At 64.1% G+C, this 21601-nt stretch carries 18 protein-coding genes; 2 read left to right on the top strand and 16 right to left on the bottom strand.

Going from position 1 to position 21601, the window contains the following annotated elements:
* Positions 1-24: 24 nt before the first annotated feature.
* From NTZ43_10645 to NTZ43_10605, 9 genes are all read right to left on the bottom strand, one after another.
* Positions 25-1176, bottom strand: a complete 1152-nt coding sequence (locus tag NTZ43_10645; GenBank protein MCX5767667.1) for a saccharopine dehydrogenase NADP-binding domain-containing protein — start codon at positions 1174-1176, stop codon at positions 25-27.
* 163 nt (positions 1177-1339) lie between these two features.
* The gene (locus NTZ43_10640; GenBank protein ID MCX5767666.1) at positions 1340-2269 is read right to left on the bottom strand and encodes an alpha/beta hydrolase; all 930 of its coding nucleotides are present in this window, start codon (positions 2267-2269) and stop codon (positions 1340-1342) included.
* Complete coding sequence (locus NTZ43_10635) at positions 2266-3897, bottom strand: M1 family metallopeptidase (protein MCX5767665.1); 1632 nt, start codon at positions 3895-3897, stop codon at positions 2266-2268. Before NTZ43_10635 ends, NTZ43_10640 begins: the two co-directional genes overlap by 4 nt.
* A 26-nt stretch (positions 3898-3923) precedes the next feature.
* Complete coding sequence (locus tag NTZ43_10630; protein MCX5767664.1) at positions 3924-5009, bottom strand: serine/threonine-protein kinase; 1086 nt, start codon at positions 5007-5009, stop codon at positions 3924-3926.
* Positions 5006-6478 (bottom strand): diguanylate cyclase, encoded by a 1473-nt coding sequence (locus NTZ43_10625; protein MCX5767663.1) that lies wholly within the window; start codon positions 6476-6478, stop codon positions 5006-5008. The genes NTZ43_10630 and NTZ43_10625 overlap by 4 nt, the downstream gene beginning before the upstream one ends.
* A complete protein-coding gene (locus NTZ43_10620; protein MCX5767662.1) occupies positions 6471-7439 on the bottom strand; it encodes a threonine/serine dehydratase in 969 nt (322 codons plus the stop codon). The genes NTZ43_10625 and NTZ43_10620 overlap by 8 nt, the downstream gene beginning before the upstream one ends.
* Before the next feature lie 182 nt (positions 7440-7621).
* A complete protein-coding gene (locus NTZ43_10615) occupies positions 7622-8716 on the bottom strand; it encodes a hypothetical protein (GenBank protein ID MCX5767661.1) in 1095 nt (364 codons plus the stop codon).
* A complete protein-coding gene (locus NTZ43_10610) occupies positions 8713-8952 on the bottom strand; it encodes a hypothetical protein (protein MCX5767660.1) in 240 nt (79 codons plus the stop codon). Before NTZ43_10610 ends, NTZ43_10615 begins: the two co-directional genes overlap by 4 nt.
* A 138-nt stretch (positions 8953-9090) precedes the next feature.
* Positions 9091-9648 carry a phosphoglycerate mutase family protein gene (locus NTZ43_10605; protein ID MCX5767659.1) on the bottom strand — a complete coding sequence of 186 codons (558 nt, stop codon included), beginning with the start codon at positions 9646-9648 and terminating at the stop codon, positions 9091-9093.
* A 93-nt stretch (positions 9649-9741) separates the two neighbouring features.
* On the opposite strand from NTZ43_10605, the gene NTZ43_10600 reads away from it, so the two are divergent.
* Together NTZ43_10600 and NTZ43_10595 are read left to right on the top strand one after the other, a co-directional pair.
* A complete protein-coding gene (locus tag NTZ43_10600) occupies positions 9742-10593 on the top strand; it encodes a creatininase family protein (protein MCX5767658.1) in 852 nt (283 codons plus the stop codon).
* A gap of 8 nt (positions 10594-10601) precedes the next feature.
* Complete coding sequence (locus NTZ43_10595; protein ID MCX5767657.1) at positions 10602-10973, top strand: hypothetical protein; 372 nt, start codon at positions 10602-10604, stop codon at positions 10971-10973.
* Between the two features lie 22 nt (positions 10974-10995).
* On the opposite strand, the gene NTZ43_10590 is transcribed toward NTZ43_10595, so the two are convergent.
* The 7 genes from NTZ43_10590 to NTZ43_10560 form a co-directional block, all read right to left on the bottom strand.
* Complete coding sequence (locus NTZ43_10590) at positions 10996-12288, bottom strand: DUF1501 domain-containing protein (protein MCX5767656.1); 1293 nt, start codon at positions 12286-12288, stop codon at positions 10996-10998.
* A 14-nt stretch (positions 12289-12302) separates the two neighbouring features.
* Entirely contained in the window at positions 12303-13913 is a 1611-nt protein-coding gene (locus NTZ43_10585) for a DUF1800 domain-containing protein (GenBank protein MCX5767655.1), read from the bottom strand.
* Between the two features lie 152 nt (positions 13914-14065).
* Positions 14066-15349, bottom strand: a complete 1284-nt coding sequence (locus NTZ43_10580) for a P1 family peptidase (GenBank protein ID MCX5767654.1) — start codon at positions 15347-15349, stop codon at positions 14066-14068.
* The gene (locus NTZ43_10575; GenBank protein ID MCX5767653.1) at positions 15349-16680 is read right to left on the bottom strand and encodes an aspartate aminotransferase family protein; all 1332 of its coding nucleotides are present in this window, start codon (positions 16678-16680) and stop codon (positions 15349-15351) included. The genes NTZ43_10580 and NTZ43_10575 overlap by 1 nt, the downstream gene beginning before the upstream one ends.
* Before the next feature lie 143 nt (positions 16681-16823).
* A complete protein-coding gene (gene gyrA / locus NTZ43_10570; GenBank protein ID MCX5767652.1) occupies positions 16824-19355 on the bottom strand; it encodes a DNA gyrase subunit A in 2532 nt (843 codons plus the stop codon).
* A gap of 163 nt (positions 19356-19518) precedes the next feature.
* Complete coding sequence (locus tag NTZ43_10565) at positions 19519-20325, bottom strand: hypothetical protein (GenBank protein MCX5767651.1); 807 nt, start codon at positions 20323-20325, stop codon at positions 19519-19521.
* Between the two features lie 31 nt (positions 20326-20356).
* Complete coding sequence (locus NTZ43_10560) at positions 20357-21577, bottom strand: hypothetical protein (protein ID MCX5767650.1); 1221 nt, start codon at positions 21575-21577, stop codon at positions 20357-20359.
* Positions 21578-21601: the final 24 nt, after the last annotated feature.

Here is a 21601-nt window from a genome sequence, read left to right as displayed (position 1 = left end):
CGGGACGGATGCCCCCGCCGCGGTTTACGCCGTGCGTTCGCGAATCATGATGCCGCGCTTGGCGAGTTCGGCGATGTAGCGTTCGCCCGGCATACATTCGTCCGGCGTGTGCACGCCCACAGGGCCCGCGGCCTTTTCGGCTTGCATCAGTCCCGTGATGGCGAGCGAGAAGCCCGTGGTACGCTCCATCGCAGTAATGCGGCGGGACTCGTCAAAGCGATCGACGAGTTCCCACTCGTGCGACACGGCTTTTCCATTCTTGATGCCGTCCACCACCACGCGTAGCGCCACGAGATCCTTACCGCGCGGCTTCTTGAGGCGCGGACCCATCGTCGCCACCGCCACATCACGGGGGGACACCATCTGCCCCTTCACATTGATTGGCTCAAGCTCAAGCAGCCCCAACTCGCGCACCGCTTCCATAATGTGCGCGTGTCCCGGGTACCGCAGCGTCTTGTATTCCATCGTCGGGATCTTGCCTTCGTAGCGCGCGGCCATCGTGGAGAGGCCGCCGGCGGTATGGAACGCTTCGAGCTCGCCCACGGGGGCGTCGAACTTTACGGGCTCGATCTCCGACAGCGCCTTCACCTGCATCTGTTTGCCGTCGCGCACGACCCACGAGAGGGTCGTGTAGTAGTCGAGCACCCCTTCGAGTGAATACACGATCTGGTACTTGAGCGGCCCTTCCGGCGCCTGCGGCAGGCCGCCGACGAAGATTTTGACCTTGCTCACCGAATCGCAGCGTGAAATGCCGAGCTGTGCCAGGATGTTCACCATTCCAGGTGCGAGCCCGCAATCCGGAATGACGCTGACGCCTTTCGCGGCGGCCTCACCAGCGAGCGCCTTCTGTTGGTTCACAATCTCCGTGTTGCCGCCCAGATCGGAGAAGTGCACACCAGCGGCGATCGCCGCGCGGGTCATGTCGAGATTGAAGTAGTACGGGAGCGCGCACATCGCCGCGGTCATGCCGTGCATCGCGGCAGCAACGGCGGCGCTGTCTTTGGCGTCGAGATCAACACGGACGAGGCGTTTATCGTTGGCATACGGCGCCAAGAACTCGGGCCACGGCGCACCGGGTCGATCAGCCAGGCGTACTTCGGTGACGGACGGCTGCTGCAGGAGATCAAAGGCGCACGCGGACCCTTGGAGTCCGGCGCCGAGCACAAGCATGCGCATAGGGTGTTCGGGATCGTAGGTCGAGGGGCTATGGCGGAACGCGCGAACCCCTTTGAATTTACCGCCTCGGGAGGGTAGACATCAGGGTTAGGCTCCGTTTTCGGGAGTAACCGGTGCCTATTTCCAGCCTCGCCCAGTCCCGACATCTAGCGATTTCTGGTCCCTATACGCCGGCTGGAGTGGCCGTCAGCGTGCGCTTGACGAACGCGCCAATCTGCGCAATCGCCTCTCGTGCCTCCGGCACAAACGGCGCGGTAATGTGCCACACGTGCGGCAAACGCGACCACACCGCGAGTTCGACGTGCACGCCGGCGGCCCGCGCCTTATCGACCACCTGCAGCGAATCGTCGAGCAAAATTTCAGTATCGCTCACATGGACGAGGAGCGGTGGCATCCCAGCATAGTCACCGAAGAGCGGCGAGACCAACGGATCCCGTGGGTCAGCGCCCGCGCGATACATCTCACTCACCGGCGCGCAGAATTCGGCCTTGAGCATGTCATCCGCCACATTGTTGCTGATGCGCGAGGGAACGGAGTTGGTGAGATCAGTCCAGGGCGAAAGCACAACGGCACCCGCTGGCAGCGGCCCGCCGGCGTCGCGCAGTGCGAGTAGCAACGACAGCGTGAGGTTGCCCCCCGCGGAATCACCGCCGATGACTGTTGAAGCCGGATCGACGCCGCTGTTGAGCAGCCAGCCCCATCCCGCGAGCGCATCGTCGGTGGCCGCCGGATACGGATGCTCTGGCGCCAGGCGATACTTGAGCACAAAGGCACTCGCCTGCGACTCCGCCGCCATGCGCGCGACCATTCCCCGGTGCGTGGACGGCGAGCAACCAATGAAGCCGCCGCCGTGGAGGTAGTAGATCACACGTCCTGAAATCGCACTGGGCGGTACAATCCATTCCCCGCACACTCCAAGTTCGTCTACGTCGGTGACGCGCGTGCCGACGGGGAGTGAGCGAACCGATTCCGCACGCTGTTGCAGGCGCGCGCGCCACACGTTGATGTCGATCGTCAGGCTGAGACGATTTTTCACGAGCCAGCGCGTGAGCAGCGAGGCCAGAAGCGCGCGGAACGACCGTGACCGTCTCATGGAAGGCGGATGGTGGCGAGCAGCGATACGTCCGGATCGAGCAGCAGCGCCTTCGGCGGCGCCGAGAGCGGAAGGTCGAGCACGAACTGTGTGGAGCGATCGGCAGGCAGCTGCACGGTCACGCGATGCACGGTCCCAGCGGCATCGGTCACCGCCACCGTCAACGGCGCACGGACAGCGCCGAACCGCTCGCTCTGACGCACGTCGAGTACCACGCGGTGAGCGGCGGCATCGTACCGCCAACTCGCCGTGAGTTCGGCGAACCCGGGACGCCGCAGCCACTGATCAAAGAACCACGCCAGCGGCACGCCTGCTCGGCGCTCGACCGCGAGGCGGAGGTCGTCGGTGAGTGCCGTGCCGTGCCGGTGCGCGGCGACGTAGTCACGAATGCCGCCAAAGAAGGCACTGTCGCCGACGATACCGCGCAACATGTGCAGCACCCAGCCGCCCTTTTGGTAGCTGTTGGTGTTGAGCAACGCCAAGAGATCGGTTTGCGCGGTGTCGATCACTGGACGGACGACCACTTCGGGCGCGGCAACGATCTCCGCACGCGTCCGGCGCATATCGCCGACCCGCGCGGAGTCACCAAACGCATGCCCGCGGTACAGCGCCGCGAAATACGTGGCGAATCCTTCGGAGAGCCAGACGTGCGCCCACTCGCGCTCCGTCACGAGGTCGCCGAACCACTGATGCGCGGTCTCGTGTGCAATGAGTCCCACGTCGGCGCCGCGGCGGCGGAAGATGGCATCAGCATAGAAGATGGCACTCGCGTTCTCCATGCCGCCGAACCGCGTGCTACTCTGGAGATGCGCGAGTTTCTCGTAGCCAAACGGACCCACCAGCCGACCGAAGTACGTCACAATATCGCCGGCGCGAGCAAACTCACCCGGCAGAATGGCGCGTTGCTCCGGAGCCACGTACACGCTTTGGGGCACGCAACCACCGATCTCAGCGAGGCCGCATGCCGTGGGGCCCAGATCGTAGCGGGCCAGCGGTGCCGCCGCGATCACCATCAGGTACGTGGCAATCGGCTGTGCTTCGCGCCACCGCGTGAGCGTGCGTGCCATCGATCGACCCGACGACCCGTCGGGATCGCGCGGCTGCGGCAGCGGCGTTTCTTCGAGGAGCTGTCCGTTGGCCACCACGCGCAACGCGGACGGAGCGCGCACCGTCCAGGTGACCGTCGCTTTGTCCGACGGATGATCGACCGACGGAATCCAGTGGCGCGCGCGATTCGGCCAGTTGTCGCCAAAGGCCATCCAGCGTCCTGCACTATCGGTACCAATGATCAAGCCGTCGACCGGCACGCCGCTGTACGAGACCGTCACGAGCAGTGTGTCCCCGACGGCGCCGCTCAGCGGAATGCGTACGTGGCCTTCGGTCTGCACAAAAGCAACCGACGCCGCACCGACCCGCACTGTGCGCACGCGGAGATCGAGCAAGTCGAGCACGAGTGTGTCGGCCCGCAGCACGCGCCGCACGGACAGCACGGCCACGCCGTCAATGGTCTTGCCCGCATCGGGTAAATCGAGCGTGATGTTGTAGTCGAGCACGTCGAAGGCCCGCTGCTGTGCTGCCACCGGTGCACTCCACGCCATCACGAGCGCACCGAAAAGCGCGCGTATCACCGCTGGCGGCCGCGTCATCATGTGTCTCATCGGCCGAACAGCCGATCGAGCACGCCAACCCCGCCGTTGGCGGCAGCCTCGAGCGCCTCGGCAAACTCCACGCTCCGCGCGTACCGATCATCGGCATTCCGAGCCATACCCTTAAGGAGCACCCGTTCCACCGCGTCGGGGAAATCCATGCCCGGACGGCGCTCGCGGAGCGGAATCGGATCGTTGCGCAAGCGCGCGATCATCATCTCCTGTTGCGTGCGTCCCTCAAAGGGCAGCTTGCCCGTGAGCATTTCGTACGTCATCAGCGCGAGCGAGTAGATGTCCGTGCGTGCGTCGAGTGGCTTGCCGCGCAGCTGCTCAGGACTCATAAACTCCGGTGTGCCAAGAATGATTCCAGTGGCCGTGAGTTTCTCGAGTTCGCCCCCGGCTTTGCGTTCCTTGGCGAGCCCGAAGTCCATCACCACGGCGTACTCCGTGCCGTCAGCGCGCGTACACACCATGATGTTCTCTGGCTTGAGATCGCGATGAATGATCTTGAGCTCATGCGCCACCTGCAGGCCGCTGGCAATCTGCGAGATGAACGTCACCACCATGGGTAACGGCAGCAAGCCGATCCGGTTGTTGCGGTCGGCGAGGATCTCGCCTTCCACGAACGGCATCACGACATACACCAGCCGATCTTCGGTCTCGCCCATTCGCACGATGTGGCACACGTTGGGGTGCGCCAACCGAATCCCAAGCGCCGCCTCACGTCGCAGGCGCGCCATGGCATTTTCATCGGTCGAGAGCGCGGGCGACAGCACTTTGATCGCGTAGCGTTCGTTGGTGCTCACGTCATGGGCGAGATACACATACGACATACCGCCCTCGCCAATTTTCTTGACAATGCGGTAGCGACCCTCGAGCACCTGCCCCGCGAGATTCGCGTGCGTCAGCACCGGCCGCTGGCCGATCTCCGGTGTTGGCGCGCGAGGCGCCGTCACACGCGCATCAGCACCTGGAGCGGCGGTCGGCGGCGCCACGGGCGGTGGACCAAACGGTATGAGCCGCGTGCCATCTTTGGTGCAGAACTTCGCCTCGCCGCCATACAAGGTGCCGCACGCCGGGCACCGCGTGCTCATTGGCACACCTTGTTCCGCCCATCGGCCTTCGCGCGGTACAACGCTTCATCGGCAAGACCAAACAACGCGTCGATCGACGGAACGCCCGGCGCGGTGTATGCCGCCACGCCGATGCTGACCGTCACGCGAGCGCCACCATACGCCTCGGCGAAGATCATCGACGCAATGCGTTCGCGCAGGCGCTCGGCAAACGCGACCGCGCCGGCCGCATTGGTCTCGGGGAGGACCACCACGAATTCCTCGCCGCCGTAGCGCGCCACGACGTCCACACTGCGAATGGACTCCTGCAACATCGCCGCGATCTCGCGCAACATGTCATCGCCCGCCAAATGACCGAGCGTGTCGTTGATACGCTTGAAGTGGTCCAGGTCCACCATGAGTAACGAGACCGACGAGTCGTAGCGCCGAGCACGCTCGAGCTCCGCCGCCAAGCGCGCCGTCAGCGCGCGACGATTCAGCACTTGGGTGAGCGGATCGGTATGCGCTAACACCTCGAGCCGCGCATTGTCGGCCTTGGTTGTTTCAATCAACTGTGCGCGGTGAATCGCGGCGACGGCGGCTTTGATCACCGAATCCGCAAAGGCGACGTCTTCCTTCGTCAGCGGTTCCTCGTCTACCATGCGGCGCAGGAAGAAGACGCCCGCCTGTACGGTGCCGATCGTAAACGGCAATGCAATAACCGAGCGCACCGGCACCTGCGTGCCGTTACTCGCCCACTCACGGCGGATATCGACGTACAGCGGATTACTCTGCACGTCCTCCACCAACACGGGCGTCCCGTGCGCCAGCGCCGCCATGATTTCGGGGTATCGGTCGAGATGAATCTCAAAGTTGCGCAACGACGGATTGTCGAACGCCGTCGCGACCACACCCACGGTATCGCCGGGCTTGGCCAAGATCACCGAACAGCGCGACAGCTTGAGCGTGCGCGCGACGCGACGCGCGAGGATGTGATAGATCTCATCGCTCGTCAGGTCGCCCGTCACTTCGTGCAGAATGTCCACGACTTTGCGGCGGCTCTCGGCGTCCTCGCGCGCGCGCACCATCTCTTCTTCCGCTCGCACCAGTGCGTGTTTCGACATGGACAGCATGCGCTGGAGCCGCAACTGTGCCTGCACGCGAGCCACCAGCTCACGAGGCCCGAGCGGCCGGCGCAGGAAATCCGCGGCGCCCAGGCCAAAAGTCAGTTCCGTCACGTCGTCGGTCGCCAGGTCCGACACCATCATCACCGGCGTATCCGACCAGCGACGATCGCTTTTCAACTCCTTGAGGAGCTGCAGATCACTGGCACCAGCCATCGAGATGCTGAGCAGTAGAACATCCACCGGCGTTGACTCAAGCGCCTCGTAGAGTTCCACGCGAGCGGCGACCGCGACAACGTCAAAGCCGGCTTCCTGCAACACGGCACGCATGGTGCCGAGTTCAGACAGGTTGTCGTCCGCGACGAGGACGCGCTTTCCGCTAGCCATTGCCAAGCAGCCGCTGCAGGCCGTTCCATTCGATGTTGCCGCCGGAGAGCACACACACCGTCCGCGCGGCGGGTGTCACAATGCCTTCGAGCAACGCCGCCACGGTGATGGCGCCACTCGGTTCGGCCACGAGTTTGTGACGGTCGAGTAGGAAGCGCATCGCCCCGGCGAGGGCGGAGTCCGGAACCGTGACCACGTCGTCGAGATATTCGCGATGGTGCGCAAAGGGAAGCGCCCCAATCTTTACCGCCAGCAAGCCATCGGCGAGCCCGTCCGGATTGGCGGGAATGACGACTGGCTCTCCGGCCGCGCGCGCGCGCGTCAACTTCGGAGAGCCGGCGGGCTCCACGCCGATGAGCCTCGCATTGGGAGCCAGCAACTTGACCGCCGTGGCCACGCCGCTCGACAGTCCGCCGCCGCCCACCGGCACGAGCACCATCCCAACGTCCGGCATGTCCTCGGCGATTTCGAGTCCAACCGTTCCCTGCCCTGCGATAATGCGCGGATGGTCGTAGGGTGGCACCAGCGTCGCCCCCTCGCCGTCGGCAATCTCTACGGCTTTGGCCATGCGTTCAGCGGTGGTCGTTCCTTCGAGCACGACGCGGGCACCGAACCGCTTGGCGCCCTCCACTTTGGCAACCGGTGCATTGGTCGGCATGACGATGGTCGCGGGCACGCCGTACAACTGCGCGGCGAGTGCCACCGCCTGTCCGTGATTGCCGGAACTGGGCGCCACCAATCCGCGCGCGCGTTCAGCCGCCGAGAGTTGCGACACAAACCAGTACGCACCACGGAACTTGAAGGCACCGGCGCGCTGCAACATTTCCGGTTTGAGATACACCGGCACGCCAAAACGCGAACCGAGCGCGTCGGACGGAACGAGCGGCGTACGCAGTGCGATCCCCCGCAGCCCTTCGGAGGCGCGGCGGAACTCATCGAGCCCGACAAGTGTGGCGGACATACTGGGCATCAATAAAATTAGGGGGCGTTTCTGGCCACCGACCGACGGTCAGCGCGACGAGCGAATGCAACTTCGGGCCATCACGTGCGCGACAAACGGTTCCTAACAGGAATCACCAAAACTCTTGCCGATACACCAGAGGGGCGACTTACGTCGCCCCTCCGAATTATTCGCTATTTCGACTACCGAGTTTCCGATGCGACATCCCATTTTGCCAGCACCTGTCCGCGGGCCACGAGTTCCAAACCAATCAACGTGACCGCTGCACCGTGCTGATCATCGCGATGCCCCACCACAAAGCGCGCTTGAACCGTGATAGGCGCCCGCAACACATCAAGCTCGCGCGCCTTGGCACGGGCGACATGCCAGAGGCCCATCGCCTCGTAGGTCATACCGCCGTCGGGGCTGCACCAGAACACGGGGCGCGTGTAGCACGCCACTGCCAGCTGCGCGGCCCCAAGGTCACGGGCAATCGGAAGCGCGACGGTTTCGAGGCCAATGTCGAGAATTTCGCGATCGGGGTCGTACTTGGGGTCTTTCGCCGTGATCTGCACGACGAACGTGCGTGAGTTCTTGGCAAAGAATTCATCTTCGCGACGCTCATAAACGGCGAGCGCCTGCGCGCGACGGCCCGCGTATTCGGCGGAACTTTCGTAGGCATCGCGAGCCAGTTCCGGAGCCTTGGCGGCCAGTACTTCTCGCGCACCAGCCGCGATCGCCGACAGACGCTCAGCAAATGCCGAGGCGCTTACCGCTTCGGAGGTCGTGCTCCCGCGTACCGTCGATGCGGCGCGGGTCTGGGCGCGCGAGTCGGCCGCGACTTCGCCCTGCGCTGGCAGGGTCGGTGCGGACAGCTTCCGGCCGCGAACCACGGGCTCGCTTCGCCGTGTGGTGGGAGGTGCGGTTTTGGTGCGTGGTGCCTGAGCGACCGTGGCATCAGCAGCCTTGGGGGCCGCAACAACGGCGGCTTTCGGGGCTTCCGCCTTCGCCGTCGGTGCCGGAGTCGGCTTGGGCGCGTCGGCCTTCGGCGGCGCGGCAACTACCGCCTTTTGCGGGGCTGGAGCGGCCTTCGCCGAGGGCGCCTTTGCCCCCTCAGCTGCGCCAGCCTTGGCGATGGAGGTTGCGGCGCTCCCACGGCGAGAATCGGTGCAAAATGGCTTGTCCACATCGGCGCTGGCCGTCGGAGACGACACAATGGCAAAGCAGACATACGGCTCGATGCCAGTGTGCGTGGCATTCGCAGCCCACGCGCGCGCCGACGCATACGACATGGTCACGAGCGCGCCACTCTGCGGCGCAAACCCGAGCGCCTTGAGATCGACCGTAAATGTGTCTTGTTTTGGGCGAAATAGCTTCGCTCGAGCTCGGAGAGCTTCAGCAGATCCGCTTTGATCGCATCGGCTTTCTGCGCTCGCTCTCCGACCAGTTCCTGCGCCGACAGCGTGCGCCCTGCAGCGAAAAGGCTGAGGATCGCGAGGGTGCGAACGACGGTTCGGAATCGGAAGGACGCCATCTGACTGTATCTCCGGCGAGCAGAGAACGACCCGAAAGGACGGGCCGCGATTATGCAGGGAAAGACGGGTCTAATTTGGCCTACGGGCACCCGATCCGCAACATTAGAGCAGACTCAATGGAAAGCTCGCAAGCCCCGTCAGCGCATTGGGTTGCCGCAGTTTTCGGTCGGCGGCGGCGATGGCACCCCATACTGCCCCCTGACCAACTGCACCCGACCTGGCGTCAGAACAAGGGTGAAAAGGTTCGAATATTGGTCATCGCAGAGGTCGCTGAGCTTGGGCCCCCCGAGCGCCCCGATGATCGCGGGGATCGTATTGCTGTGCCCCACCACGAGCACGGTCTGTCCGGCATGCTTCCGCACCGCGTCTGCCACGGCGCGGACATGTTCCTCCTTGGCGCCGAGCGCTACGGACTCAATCGCCAGACCCCTCAGCTCGGCCACCGCCCGTGCGGTCTCCCGCGTCCGAACCGTTGGCGTGGCAATCACCGCATCCACATGCGTGTCGGCCAACGCCGCCACCAGCGCTTTGGCACGGGCAACGCCCGCCTCCGTCAACGGAGGGTCGTTCGCCGGAACGGCTCCTTTTTCCGCGTGACGGACGAGGACGACGACCGTCGGCCCCTGTTGGGCCTGCGCGGAGATCGCGCCAGCCGCCATCCATGCCAGCGTGACCAACAATTTTGCACGACGCATTTCGCACTCCGAGGGAGACAGGCCGAGAATCGCTCTCGCTTACGCATCCGTCAAGCATCAGGTAGGTTAGCCGCGACCCCTTTCGGACCTACCATGGCCATTTTGGCTCCCCGGCGCATACGGCTCGGCCTGTTGCTGCTTGTGTCCCTCGGCGCGGCGTATCCCACCCGCGCCACCGCGCAGCCACGCCGCCAACGGCCACTCGGCGTTCGCATCGCCGACTCGTCGTGGATCGCGGCCGCGCGGCTCCTCGACAGCGGAACCGTGGTGGTGATTCCGCTTGGCGCACAAGCCAAGGAGCACGGACCACAGCTCCCGCTCGGCAACGACTATTTGCTCGCGGAGTACTTTGCCGCGCGCGTGCAGTCAGCGGCGCGCGTCGTGGTGTACCCCACGGTGAACTACTCGTTTTATCCGTCTTTTGTGGAGTATCCCGGAAGCACCACGCTGCGCCTCCCCACCGCGCGCGACATGATCGTGGACATCATTCGCACCATCGCGGCGCACGGACCGCGGCGTTTTTACGTGCTCAACACCGGCGTGAGCACCATTCGCGCCCTCGAACCCGCGCGCGACTCACTCGCTGCGACCGGCATTGTGATGCGCTTTACCGATATCCTGAACGTTGGCAAGGACGTGGAGGATCGCATCCGCCGGCAGGAAGGCGGCACGCACGCCGACGAGATGGAAACCTCGATGATGCTCTACATGCACCCCGAAGTCGTGCACATGTCGCTGGCCGTCAAAGATTTTCACGACGGCAAGGGCGGACTCACGGCCGACTCGGCGAAAGCCGTGCGCGAAGGCAAGGTATGGTCCCGGAGCGGTATCTTTGGGGACGCAACGCTCGCCACGCGCGACAAGGGACGTCAGTTAGTGGAAGCGCAGCTTCGCGACATGCTCAAAGAGATTGAGACGTTGCGGCATACTCCCATCCCTCAATGAGGATGCGCGTGAATCGGAGTCTTTGGAGTGGCCTCGTGCCGCGCGCGTTGATCGCCACCACTCTCCTGGGGATCGCCGCCTGCGGGAGCAGCGATAAATCAACAGCGCCCACCGCGCCGAGCGGGTCGAACACGGCCACCGTGAGCATGCCCGGCAACGCGTTCGCGCCGGTGCAGGTCATTGTGACGGTGGGCGGCACGGTGTCGTGGGATTTTCCGTCCACCGCGCATAACGTGATCTTCGACGCCCGCACCGGTGCGCCAGCCGACATTCCCGTGACGGCATCGAAGATCGTGACGCGAACGTTCGGCACCAAGGGCACCTTCCCGTATCAATGCACGCTGCACAGCGGCATGATCGGAACGGTCGTCGCGAACTAACGGCGCGCTACATAACGGCGCGCTACTTCGTGATGCTCCAGTTTTTGGGCGTGTAGCTGGGAAAGAGCGTCGAGATGTTCGGATTGCCGAGGCGGTTCAGCGCGACCTCGGCAAGGATGTCGCGATGGTCAATGGTGACCGGAACGTCCTGACCATCCGCGAGATTTGCCTTGGCCAACGGGAGCCAGTTGTTGGTCACCACGCGTCCGCCATTGATGGACTTGCCCATCACGAACATGGCGCCGCCGCGGCCATGATCGGTGCCGGCGTCGGCATTTTCTTTGACATTGCGACCGAACTCGCTCATGGCCACCAGCGTCACGGTATAGGTGCCGTTGCCCTGCATCACGTCCGCCCAGAAGGCACCGATGCTGTTGGCAAAATCCTGCATGTTCTTGAACAGAACGCCGGCAATTGGATCTTCCTGCACGTGGGTATCCCAGCCGCCGATATCCACTTCGATCGCCTCGACCCCCACATCCGCTTTGATGAGCGCGGCAGATGACTTGAGCGCGCGACCGAAGCTCGTGTTCGGATACGCGGCGCCGTTGGACGGCTGATAGCTCCCGAGATTGAGCGAGCGGAGCAAGGTGAGCGTGGCCGTGACATTGAGCGCCTTGGAGCGCGCAGGTTCGGCGTCGAGAAAGTAGTCGGCCGCAAGCCAGTTGCCGCGTTCAATGGCGGTCGTGGCGCTACCACCGATGGCGAAGTTCGTGGGATCGGCAATGGGAAGCGTGAGCGGCGCGCCGTCGAAGCCGTCGGGGAGCCCGCTCGACACGGCAACACCGCGGAGAATCGCGCCCGGTGTGCGCGCCGTGGTGGTCGCCAGATGACGGCCGAGCCACCCTGAGGTGATGGTGAGGTCGGCGGCCTTACCGCGTTCGATGAATCGTTGCGCGTCAAAGTGCGAGCGGGAGTTATACGTAAGGCCGCTGCCGTGGACGATGGCCAACTGCGACGCCTGGTATGCAGGCAAGAGCCCGAGCATCCCTTTGCCGAACATGAACGTATTGTCGAGCGCCGTGCCTTTGTTGACACTGGTGCTGTCCGGTCGCGGAATCGCGATGGTCGGCCGACTCGAGTAGTAATTCGTATCGGCAAAGGGCGCCACGAGGCTCAGCGAATCCGCCCCGCCGCGCATGAAGATGTTGACGATGATGTCGCGCGTACTCGTCGCACTGTCGGCGAGCACGACGCGCGGCACCCACTCAGGGCGCACTGCGGCGAACATGGCCGCCACTGCGGCGCCTTTTACAAATCCACGCCGTGACAGCGCGTTGTACTCCTGACACCCGCAATCGATTTCATCGCTCATGGATTGCTCCGGGGTCAGTAGTACTGAAAGGACGAAGAGGACAGCGCGAGAGCGATCGTCTCTCGCACGCGCGTCGTGGATGTGGGCGTCACCGAGACGTAGGCCGTGAGTTCATCGGCGAGCCGCGACGACATCTCGCCGGCAAACAAATACTTGTTGATATTCGCCACGATGTTGGCCGGCGTGGCCGGCGTCATCCACGGCGTCACGATGAACTGCACCGTGGTCGCCGAATTGGCGTTGGCGAAGTACGAGGCCGCGTTCCAGCGCGGCAACATGTTCCCGCTCCAGAACTCAATCGTATCGGGATAGCCGTCAGGCGTCGCCCAATCAAACGGCAGGTGCCCGGCCGACGTGATGAGCGAGAGGACACTCCCGAAACCGCCGAGCGCGACGGTCGGCCCAAGCGCACGCAGCGTTGAGGCTACCAGGTGAAAGGGCCGTTTGAACTTCGCCGGCGCCGCCGCGAGGTTCGCCGGCGACAGCACCACGCGGAGCATCGCCTTCACGTCGCCACCGGTGGCGGTATACGATGCGGCCACATCGGTGATCTGCTGCGCCGTGGGATCGTAACGCAAAAAATAGCGCAGCATTTTCTTGGCAATAAACTTCGCGGTGCTGGCGTGATTGAGCAGATAATCGATCATCTGCTCGCCCTCCTGCTGCGCCGCCACGCCAGTGCTCGTGGAGGCGGCGGGGATGGTCACGCCGAGAATCGTTTTGGTCGCGAAGTCGTGCAGGTTGGGGTCGAACACGAATCCCGCACCGCGCGCTGAAACGGTCCATCCCGTAAGCACGCGCGACAATTCGGCGACATCCGTTTGCGTGTAGCCACCGTCCACGCCCAGCGTGTGCAACTCCATAATTTCACGCGCGTAATTCTGGTTGGGCGAAGAGGCGCGGCTAGTGTTTTGATCGAGGTATACGAGCATCGCGGGACTGTGCGCACTCGCCTTGAGCAGTTTCGGAAAGGTGGTCATCGCATTGGCGCGAATCACATCACGATCGTCCACCAGCTTCATGTACGTGACTTTGTCCCACTGAATATTGAAGTGGTCGCTCCAGAACTCGACCATGCGCTCCTTCAGTGCGCGCGCGCTAAAGGCCGAACGATAGATGGACGAGTACAACAGGTGCTGCTGCACCACGCCCGAGTCCTGCGTGTAGAGCTGCGTCGCCGACTGTTGTGTAAAAGGCCAGTTCGTGGCGATGTACGTTTCGACCGCACTATCGTCGATTTGATCGGCGTTGAGCTGATACTCCAAATACGCCGAGTAGCCCATTTGCTTGGCGCGAGTCGCTTCGGTGTCGGAGAGCCCCATCGACAGTCGGCGTGCGAGTCGCAACTCGGGACTTACCCACGCGCTGGTAGGATCAATGGACGGCGGTGTTACGGTGGCGGACGACGTTTGCGGCGTCGGCCCAGTTGGGGCGCGAGGACCCTTGGTCTTGGCCTGAGCACCGGCAACCGATGGCGCGAACAGCGCTGCGACCGCCGCGACGCCCGCCGCTACGCCCGCCGCGATCGCCGCGCGGCGATCCTCGTTGGGCGCGCGCCTCTCTTCGTGTTCAGGCGCCGCTCCGCTCTCCGACTCACACACCGCGGCCTGCAGGTCTTCTGACACGCAACACCCTCCGGAACTGGGGGACGTGGAGTTGGACTCCACTTCCGGTGGTACGTTATGGACGCCAGAACTTCGGCTTGGGGACGGCCGCGGTCAAGCTCGACAACATTTGGCCTAGCGTCCCCGGCTGGCGCACCGCGGGCGGGGGCGTGCTACTTCAGTCGCCCGTACTTCTTCAGCGCCGCTACCAGTCGGTCCTGCGGCAACGCGTAGACGCGATAATCATTCGCGCCGGTTGTCGTCTCGGCAGCGAGCATCGCGTTGAGAATCGCTTCTTCGGTGGCTTGCACCGTCGCCGTGAAGAGCGGGGAGATGCGGCCATTGCTGAGCATCGTCACGGTCGCCGAATCTGGGCGAGCGGCCGCGCCCGCATTGGCAGTGGAGAAGGCCACGAAAATATCGCCCGATCCATTGCCCCCAAATCCACCGGCACGGCCCACGCCAAGCGACACCCGCGTGGCAATACGCTTGAGCTCGTGCGGCAGCAACGGCGCGTCGGTGGCCACAATCACAATGATGGAGCCGAGTTCAGGGGCCTCGTCAATGCCCGCGGCGTGAGCGCTCGCGGCCGAGAGCGCACCCGCGCCTTGCTTGGCCGGCGCCACATCATCGCAGCGACGCCGTCCGGGCACCGCCGCCGCACCTGCCGGCACTGCGCCCGCCCAACAGTTTTGCAAATCGGAGATCTCTTCACCGACCGGCACACCGGCCACGCGCAGATCGCGACGCACGCCGAAGTTGCACTGCACCAACACACCCACGGTGTAGCCGCCTTGCGATGCATCCAGTTTGCGACTCGCCGTCCCGATGCCGCCCTTAAAGCCAAGGCAGGTCATGCCCGTGCCGCCACCAACTACGCCTTCTTTCACCGTACCAGCCGCGGCACCATCGAGCGCCGAAAAGACGTGCTCAGGCTTCACGTGAAAGCCGTTGATGTCGCTGAGTCCGCCGTCGTACGTCTCGGCGACCACCGGAAGTCCCCACGGCTGCATACCAGGGCGCTTCACCTGCCACTGGAGAATGGCATCGCGCACCACGCCCACACTGTGCGTGTTGGTGATGGCGATCGGCCCCTCGAGCACGCCACTTTCCTGCAACCAAGTGGTACCCGTCATCTCACCGTTGCCGTTGAGCGTAAACCAGGCACCGAACACGGGGTCGGCGTTCTTTTTTCCGCGCGGATGCACCACGGTCACGCCGGTGCGCACCGGCCCCTTCCCCACCACGAGCGGCCCGCTTCCGCTGATCAATGTGGTATGACCAACCTCAATGCCAGCAACGTCGGTAATCGCATCGGCGGCGCCCGGCGTACCGCCGATGAGCGCCGAGATGCCGAGGTCGCGCGCGCGCGGCTTGGAGCCACCCTGTGCGAAGGCAGCGGATGCACCGGCCACCAGCAGCAATGCGACCGCCGCCACGGTGGCCGGTGTGCGCATTAGTCCACCGAATCCAGCACGGCGCCGAGCACGTCCATGATTTCGTGAATGTGCGTCTTCTCGATGATGAGCGGCGGGGAGAGCGCGATGGTGTCGCCCGTTTGCCGCACGAGCACGCCGCGCTTGAAGCACTCCAAGAACACCTCGTAGCCACGCGCACCCGGCTTTCCTTCGCGCGGTGCTGCCTCCACCGCTCCCACGAGCCCGATGTTGCGCACGTCAATCACGTTGCGACGGCTCCGCAGGCTGTGCACGGCGTCTTCCCAGTATGGGGCGAGCGTAGCGCTGCGTTCGAACAGTCCTTCGTCTTCGTAGATATCGAGCGTCGCGAGGCCTGCCGCGGCGGCCAACGGATGTCCCGAATACGTGTAGCCGTGGAACAGCTCAATGCCGGCAGGCGCGCCATCGACGACGGTATCATAGATGCCGCGACGCGCGAACACTGCGCCCATCGGAACGGCGCCGTTCGTGAGCCCCTTGGCGGCGCAGATGAGGTCAGGCATCACGCCAAAACGATCGGCGGCAAAGGCCGCACCGGTGCGGCCAAAGCCCGTGATGACTTCGTCAAAAATGAGCAGAATGCCGTGCGCATCACAGATGGCGCGCAGGCGATCGAGATACCCAACCGGCGGAACGAGCACACCCGTGGAACCAGCCACCGGCTCCACGATGACGGCGGCAATCGTATCACCGCCGCGCTCCTTGATCAGGCGCTCCAGATCATCGGCCAACTCGGCGCCATGCGTGGGCTGTCCCTTGGAGAATGCGTTGCGGGCCAGATCGTGCGTGTGCGCGATGTGATCCACGTGCGGCAACAGCTGCGAGGCAAACTGGGCTTTGTTGGTGGGGAGTCCACCTACCGAGATTCCACCGAAGCCCACGCCGTGATAGCCGCGCTGACGGCCCACAAAGCAGACGCGCTTCTCGTCGCCGCGTGTCTTATGGTAGGCGAGCACAATCTTGAGTGCCGTGTCAACCGCCTCGCTCCCCGAGTTCGTGAAGAACACGTGGTCGAGGTCGCCGGGGAGCATCTCCGCCAGCCGTTCGGCAAGGGCGAACGAGAGTGAGTGTCCCATCTGAAAGGGCGGCGCGTAGTCGAGTGTCGAGGCTGCGCGGGCGACGGCTTCGTTAATGGGCGTGCGGCAGTGCCCCGCATTCACGCACCAGAGGCCAGCCACGCCGTCGAGCACTTGGCGTCCGTCGGCGTCGGTATAGTGCATGCCCTTGGCGGACACGAGAATACGCGGCGCTTTTTTGAACGCGCGATTATTCGTAAAGGGCATCCACAGCGACTCGAGCGACGGTGCAGCGTCGAGCGGGGCGTGGAGCAGGGCTCCGAGCGAAGGGCGGTTGACGGTGGTCATACGTCGAATCTACGCGCATTGAGGGCAGGTGACCAATTGGCCCCCGAAAACGGAAAACGGAGAACGGTAGCCTTCTACCGTTCTCCGTCACCGGTTATTCCGTCCGCCGCCTACTCCTCGGCGTTCAACTCCAACTGGCTGTCCGGCGTGGCATCGTCGCCCTCATCGGCGCCTTCGACGTCTCCATCGGCGGTGTCGTCTGGCACCACGCGGGCCACAGCGGTGATGACGTCGCCCATATCGAGATTCATGAGCTTCACCCCCTGCGTGTTCCGTCCGGCCACGCGCACGTCCTTGACTGGGGAGCGAATAATCTGCCCGCCGCGCGTGATGAGCATGATTTCGTCTTCGGCCAGCACCTCAAGCAGCGACACGACATTGCCCGTGCGCTCCGTGCGGTTGACCGTCTTGATGCCCTTGCCGCCGCGCTTCTGGACGCGGTATGCCTCAATGCCCGAGCACTTGCCGAGCCCGAGTTCGGTGACGACCAGTAAGGTGGCTTCGCGCCGCACGACGACCATGCCGACGACGGCATCGCCTTCGCCCAGATCGACGCCCTTTACGCCCGTCGTGTCGCGCCCCATGGGCCGGGCATCCTGCTCGTGGAAACGCACCGACAGGCCGTGCTTGGTGGCCAGCACGATGTCATTGGTGCCGCTGGTGACCTGCACGTCAATCAGCTGGTCGCCATCGTCGATCTTGATGCCCTTCACGCCCGAGACTCGCACGTTGGAGTACTCGGAGAGCGCGGTCTTTTTGACCGTGCCCTGCTGCGTGCAGAACAGCAGGTATTCAGTGTCGGTGAACTTCTTCACCGGCACCATCGCACGAATGACGGTATCCGGCGTGACGTTAATGAGATTCACGATCGGCTTGCCGCGCGTGGCGCGCCCGGCCTGCGGAATCTCGTGCACCTTGAGCCAGAAGCAGCGGCCGTCCTGCGTGAAGCACAGGATGTAGTCGTGCGTGGAGGCGATAAACAGGTGCTCAATGAAGTCCTCGGCCTTGAGGTCTCCGCCCTGTGAGCCCTTGCCGCCACGACGCTGCTTGCGATACGTGGAGATCGAGGTGCGCTTGATGTAGCCGGAGTGCGAGATGGTGACGACCATCTCCTCGTCGGCAATCAAGTCTTCGATGGTGAACTCGCCTTCGTCGGCCGTGATCTGCGTGCGACGCTCATCGCCGAACGACGTGGTTACCACGGCGAGTTCTTCTTTCATGATGCTCATGCGCCGTTCCTTCGAGGCGAGAATGCCCTCGAGTTCGGCCAGGAGCGCGCGCACTTCGGTCAGCTCTTCTTCCAGCTTCTCAATTTCGAGGCCGGTGAGCTTGGCGAGGCGCATGTTGAGAATGGCTTCGGCCTGCTTCTCGCTGAGCTTGAAGCGGGTGCGCAGCTCAATGGCCGCCGACGCACTGTCGTCGCTCGCGCGAATAATCTTGATGACCGCGTCGATGTTGTCGACGCAGATCTTGAGCCCCTCGAGGATGTGCTCCCGTTCGCGGGCCTTGGCGCGGTCGAACTCCGTGCGGCGCACAATGACTTCGTGGCGGTGCGCAATGAAGTGCAGCAGCACCTCGCGCATCCCCATGATCTTCGGCACGAGGCGCTTGGTGACCGAATCCGGCACCAAGGCCAGCATGATCACGCCGAACGTACCCTGCATGGTGGTGTGCTTATACAGCTGATTGAGCACCACGCGCGGAATCGCATCGCGCTTGAGCTCAATGACAATGCGGGTTTCGGTGGTGCTCTCGTCGCGGAGGTCGGAAATGCCTTCGACCTTCTTGTCGCGCACGAGGTGGGCGATGGTCTCAACGAGCGTCGCGCGATTCACCTGATACGGCAGCGCGGTGACGACGATCTGCGACTTGTTGCCCTTTTCATTTTCTTCGATCACGGCGCGGGCGCGCATCACGACCTTGCCACGCCCCGTCTCGAGATAATCCTTGATGCCGTTGGTGCCGTAAATGAACGCGCCCGTCGGGAAATCCGGGCCCTTGATATGGCGACGGACGTCGTCGATGGTGGCGTCGGGATTGTCGATCAGCATGGCGATCGCCGCCGACACTTCGCGGAGATTGTGCGGCGGAATGTTGGTCGCCATACCCACCGCGATGCCGCTCGACCCGTTCACCACGAGGTTCGGCAACCCACTCGGCAACACCGTCGGCTCTTCGAGGCGATCGTCATAGTTCGGCGCAAAGTCGACGGTGTTCTTGTCGATATCGCCGAGCATGTCCATCGCCACGCGCGTGAGACGGGCTTCCGTGTAGCGGTATGCCGCCGCGGGGTCGCCGTCCATCGAGCCGAAGTTGCCTTGGCCGTCAATCAACGGATAGCGCAGCGAGAAGTCCTGCACCATACGCACGAGGGCGTCGTACACCGACTGATCGCCGTGTGGGTGGTACTTACCCAGCACGTCGCCAACGACGGTGGCAGACTTCTTGTACGGGCGACCAGGCACGAGACCCAGTTCGTTCATCGCATAGAGCACGCGACGATGGACGGGCTTGAGTCCATCGCGAACATCCGGCAGCGCTCGACTGACGATGACGCTCATCGAATAATTGATGAACGACTCTTTGATCTCGTCGTCAATGAGGCGCGGGAGGATGCGCTCGCGGTTGTTTGGAGCGGTCATCAGAGGCGGGAAAGGAGGTGGCCTAGCCGCAAAACCGGACAAGGTGAATCTAATGAGTCGCGCGCACGAGAGCAACACCCGTGCGCGCTTCTAACCCATTGATTGTTCGAGACTTACAAAATGGCTTCGGGAGCGGTTCGGAGCGGATTCCCGATATTGCCGGTTACGCGCCAGTTGGAGGGGCTGGTGGCGGTGTCAGGGGCGCGCGGGGCGCGGTGTTTTCTGGACCGTTACCAGCACCGCTCGCCGAGGAATCGTCTTCGCCAATGCCCTCGGCATTCTCCTCAATCTTCACTTCGCGATCGATGGCATCGCGCTCAGCCTTATAGCGCTCATACCACTCGCGGGTGATCTCGCCGGCGAGGTCGCGGTTGCCGAGGCCGAACGAGAGCGCCAACGCTAATGCGATGGCGCCGAAGATGATCGCGAACGCCGTGGTGACGATGTTCGTCGCGACACCGAGCTCCTGCAGCGACATGAACACGGCGAGCAGCACCACACCGAACTTGCCGGCGCGGGCGAGCGTCGGGCCGCCATGCAGGGCGCTGGTGCTGGCCATAATCAGCCCGCCCACAAAGTCGCCGAGCACAATACCAAGAATCACGATCACGATGGCTGCGATCACACTCGGGATGTAGCCCACGAGTTCAGAGAACACCTGGCCGAGCGAGTCGAGCCCGAGCGCGTTGGCCGCCACGAGCATCATCGTGAACATCACGAACCAGAACGCGACGTTGGCAATGAGGCGCGTGGGATTCAGGTGCGAGCCGGGACGATCCACCGCCTGACTCAGCCCGCCCTTTCGCATAAGGTCGTTGAGGCGCGCGCGCCGAAGCAACCGCGCCACGCCTTTTTGCGTGAGCTTGGCGAGGAGATAACCGGCAAAGAGTACAATGGCGGCGCCGAGCAGCCCGGGAATGAAATCCCAGAGCTGCGCGAAACTCGCTTGGAGCCGATCGACAAAATTCACGGAGACACCTGAGGGGATGATGCCCTCAAATCTAGAAGGTGACTCGCCCCAGCGGATAGGCACCACGCCGCCCGCTGGCGATCCCCAGCAAGCCTGCGGGGTTGAGCTCCAACCGTCCGAGCATCCGACCGGCATCGGCCCTCGGCACCACATAGTGCTCGGTGAGCAGCATGCCGGCGACTGCGCCGGTTGCCGCAAAGGCCATTGTGGCGCCACTCATGCGCTGGTGCGAGGCCACCGTGAGCAGGCTCACGCCGCCGCCTAGCACGCCACCACCGAGGGCGCCAAGGGCCACCAGCTGCCCCTCTACGCTCGAATGATCGTAGGTCCGCACGAGGTAGCGGTCACCAACAAATGCACCTGCCAGGGCGCCCGCGCCGAGCACCGCGGCCACCGTCGGTGATGTGGGTGAGCCGTTCGCGATGAAGGTTCCAGCCGCGGTTGCACCGATGGCCGCTGAGGCCCAGAGGGTGGTCACGTCGCCGGCTGTCACGCGATACGACGCGCGACTGGCATACAGGTAGCCGAGCGGCGCGCCGAGGAGCGCAGTGCCCACGGCAACGGCGCCGCCGACTCGGCCGTTGGGCGCCGTGTTGGCGCGTGAGGAGCCCAGTCCATAGCCGAGGACGGCGAGGAAATCGCCGCCAAAGGTTGTGGCAGCGGCCTCGCCTTCGGTCATCCGGTTGCCGGACATAAATCCGCCGACCATGCCGGCGGCGGAGCCAAGAAAGATTGCGCCAGAGGTGCTGTGCACGTCGGCGTGTGTGGTTTGCGCGAGCGCCCAGCCAGCAATCGCGCCGCGCACGGCGCCGTTGGTGGCGGCATCACTGCCAACGCCGGTCACGCGGTGGTGCGCCGCGTAATCGGAGGCGGCAAAGTAGCTCCCCGCTCCCACGACGAGTGCCGTGGCAATGCCGGGAATCCCTTTGTCAGCGACGGCCATGGCAAAGGACGGCGCGTAGAGCACGACGCCGAGCACGGTCTGGTCGCGGACGAGGTGCACGGAGTTCTGCGTGAGTTCTGGGCGACGCGCGGTCGCGGATTCTGCGGTGCGTCCTACTGCTGCGCGAGCGGTCGGCTCCGTGCGTGGCTCGATGCGCGGCGCGACGCTCGTTTCGGGGCGCGCGTCATTCCGCGGCCCGTTGCGCGTGGAATCGGCCAGTTCGAGGCGGCGCGACTGTGCGTGCAACGCGAACGGCATCACCGCGGCGCACAAGGCGACGCGGCGGAAGAGCTGCGGGGTACGGGGCATCGGGGCTTCGTCCGTCGAAGAGGG

The sequence above is a fragment of the Gemmatimonadota bacterium genome (assembly GCA_026387915.1).
In the GTDB taxonomy this organism is placed as follows: Bacteria; Gemmatimonadota; Gemmatimonadetes; order Gemmatimonadales; family Gemmatimonadaceae; genus Fen-1231.
Note: the sequence above shows the minus strand (reverse complement) of the source record. Positions and strands in the feature narration are given on the sequence as shown.

Excerpts from the sequence above, each read along its gene's own strand:
- NTZ43_10605 (MCX5767659.1), bottom strand. The coding sequence starts at position 9,648 with ATGCGTCGTGCAAAATTGTTGGTCACGCTGGCATGGATGGCGGCTGGC.
- NTZ43_10620 (MCX5767662.1), bottom strand. The coding sequence starts at position 7,439 with ATGTCCGCCACACTTGTCGGGCTCGATGAGTTCCGCCGCGCCTCCGAA.
- gyrA (MCX5767652.1), bottom strand. The coding sequence starts at position 19,355 with ATGACCGCTCCAAACAACCGCGAGCGCATCCTCCCGCGCCTCATTGAC.
- NTZ43_10630 (MCX5767664.1), bottom strand. The coding sequence starts at position 5,009 with ATGAGCACGCGGTGCCCGGCGTGCGGCACCTTGTATGGCGGCGAGGCG.
- NTZ43_10610 (MCX5767660.1), bottom strand. The coding sequence starts at position 8,952 with ATGGCGTCCTTCCGATTCCGAACCGTCGTTCGCACCCTCGCGATCCTC.
- NTZ43_10590 (MCX5767656.1), bottom strand. The coding sequence starts at position 12,288 with ATGAGCGATGAAATCGATTGCGGGTGTCAGGAGTACAACGCGCTGTCA.
- NTZ43_10640 (MCX5767666.1), bottom strand. The coding sequence starts at position 2,269 with ATGAGACGGTCACGGTCGTTCCGCGCGCTTCTGGCCTCGCTGCTCACG.
- NTZ43_10580 (MCX5767654.1), bottom strand. The coding sequence starts at position 15,349 with ATGCGCACACCGGCCACCGTGGCGGCGGTCGCATTGCTGCTGGTGGCC.
- NTZ43_10645 (MCX5767667.1), bottom strand. The coding sequence starts at position 1,176 with ATGCGCATGCTTGTGCTCGGCGCCGGACTCCAAGGGTCCGCGTGCGCC.
- NTZ43_10560 (MCX5767650.1), bottom strand. The coding sequence starts at position 21,577 with ATGCCCCGTACCCCGCAGCTCTTCCGCCGCGTCGCCTTGTGCGCCGCG.
- NTZ43_10600 (MCX5767658.1), top strand. The coding sequence starts at position 9,742 with ATGGCCATTTTGGCTCCCCGGCGCATACGGCTCGGCCTGTTGCTGCTT.
- NTZ43_10625 (MCX5767663.1), bottom strand. The coding sequence starts at position 6,478 with ATGGCTAGCGGAAAGCGCGTCCTCGTCGCGGACGACAACCTGTCTGAA.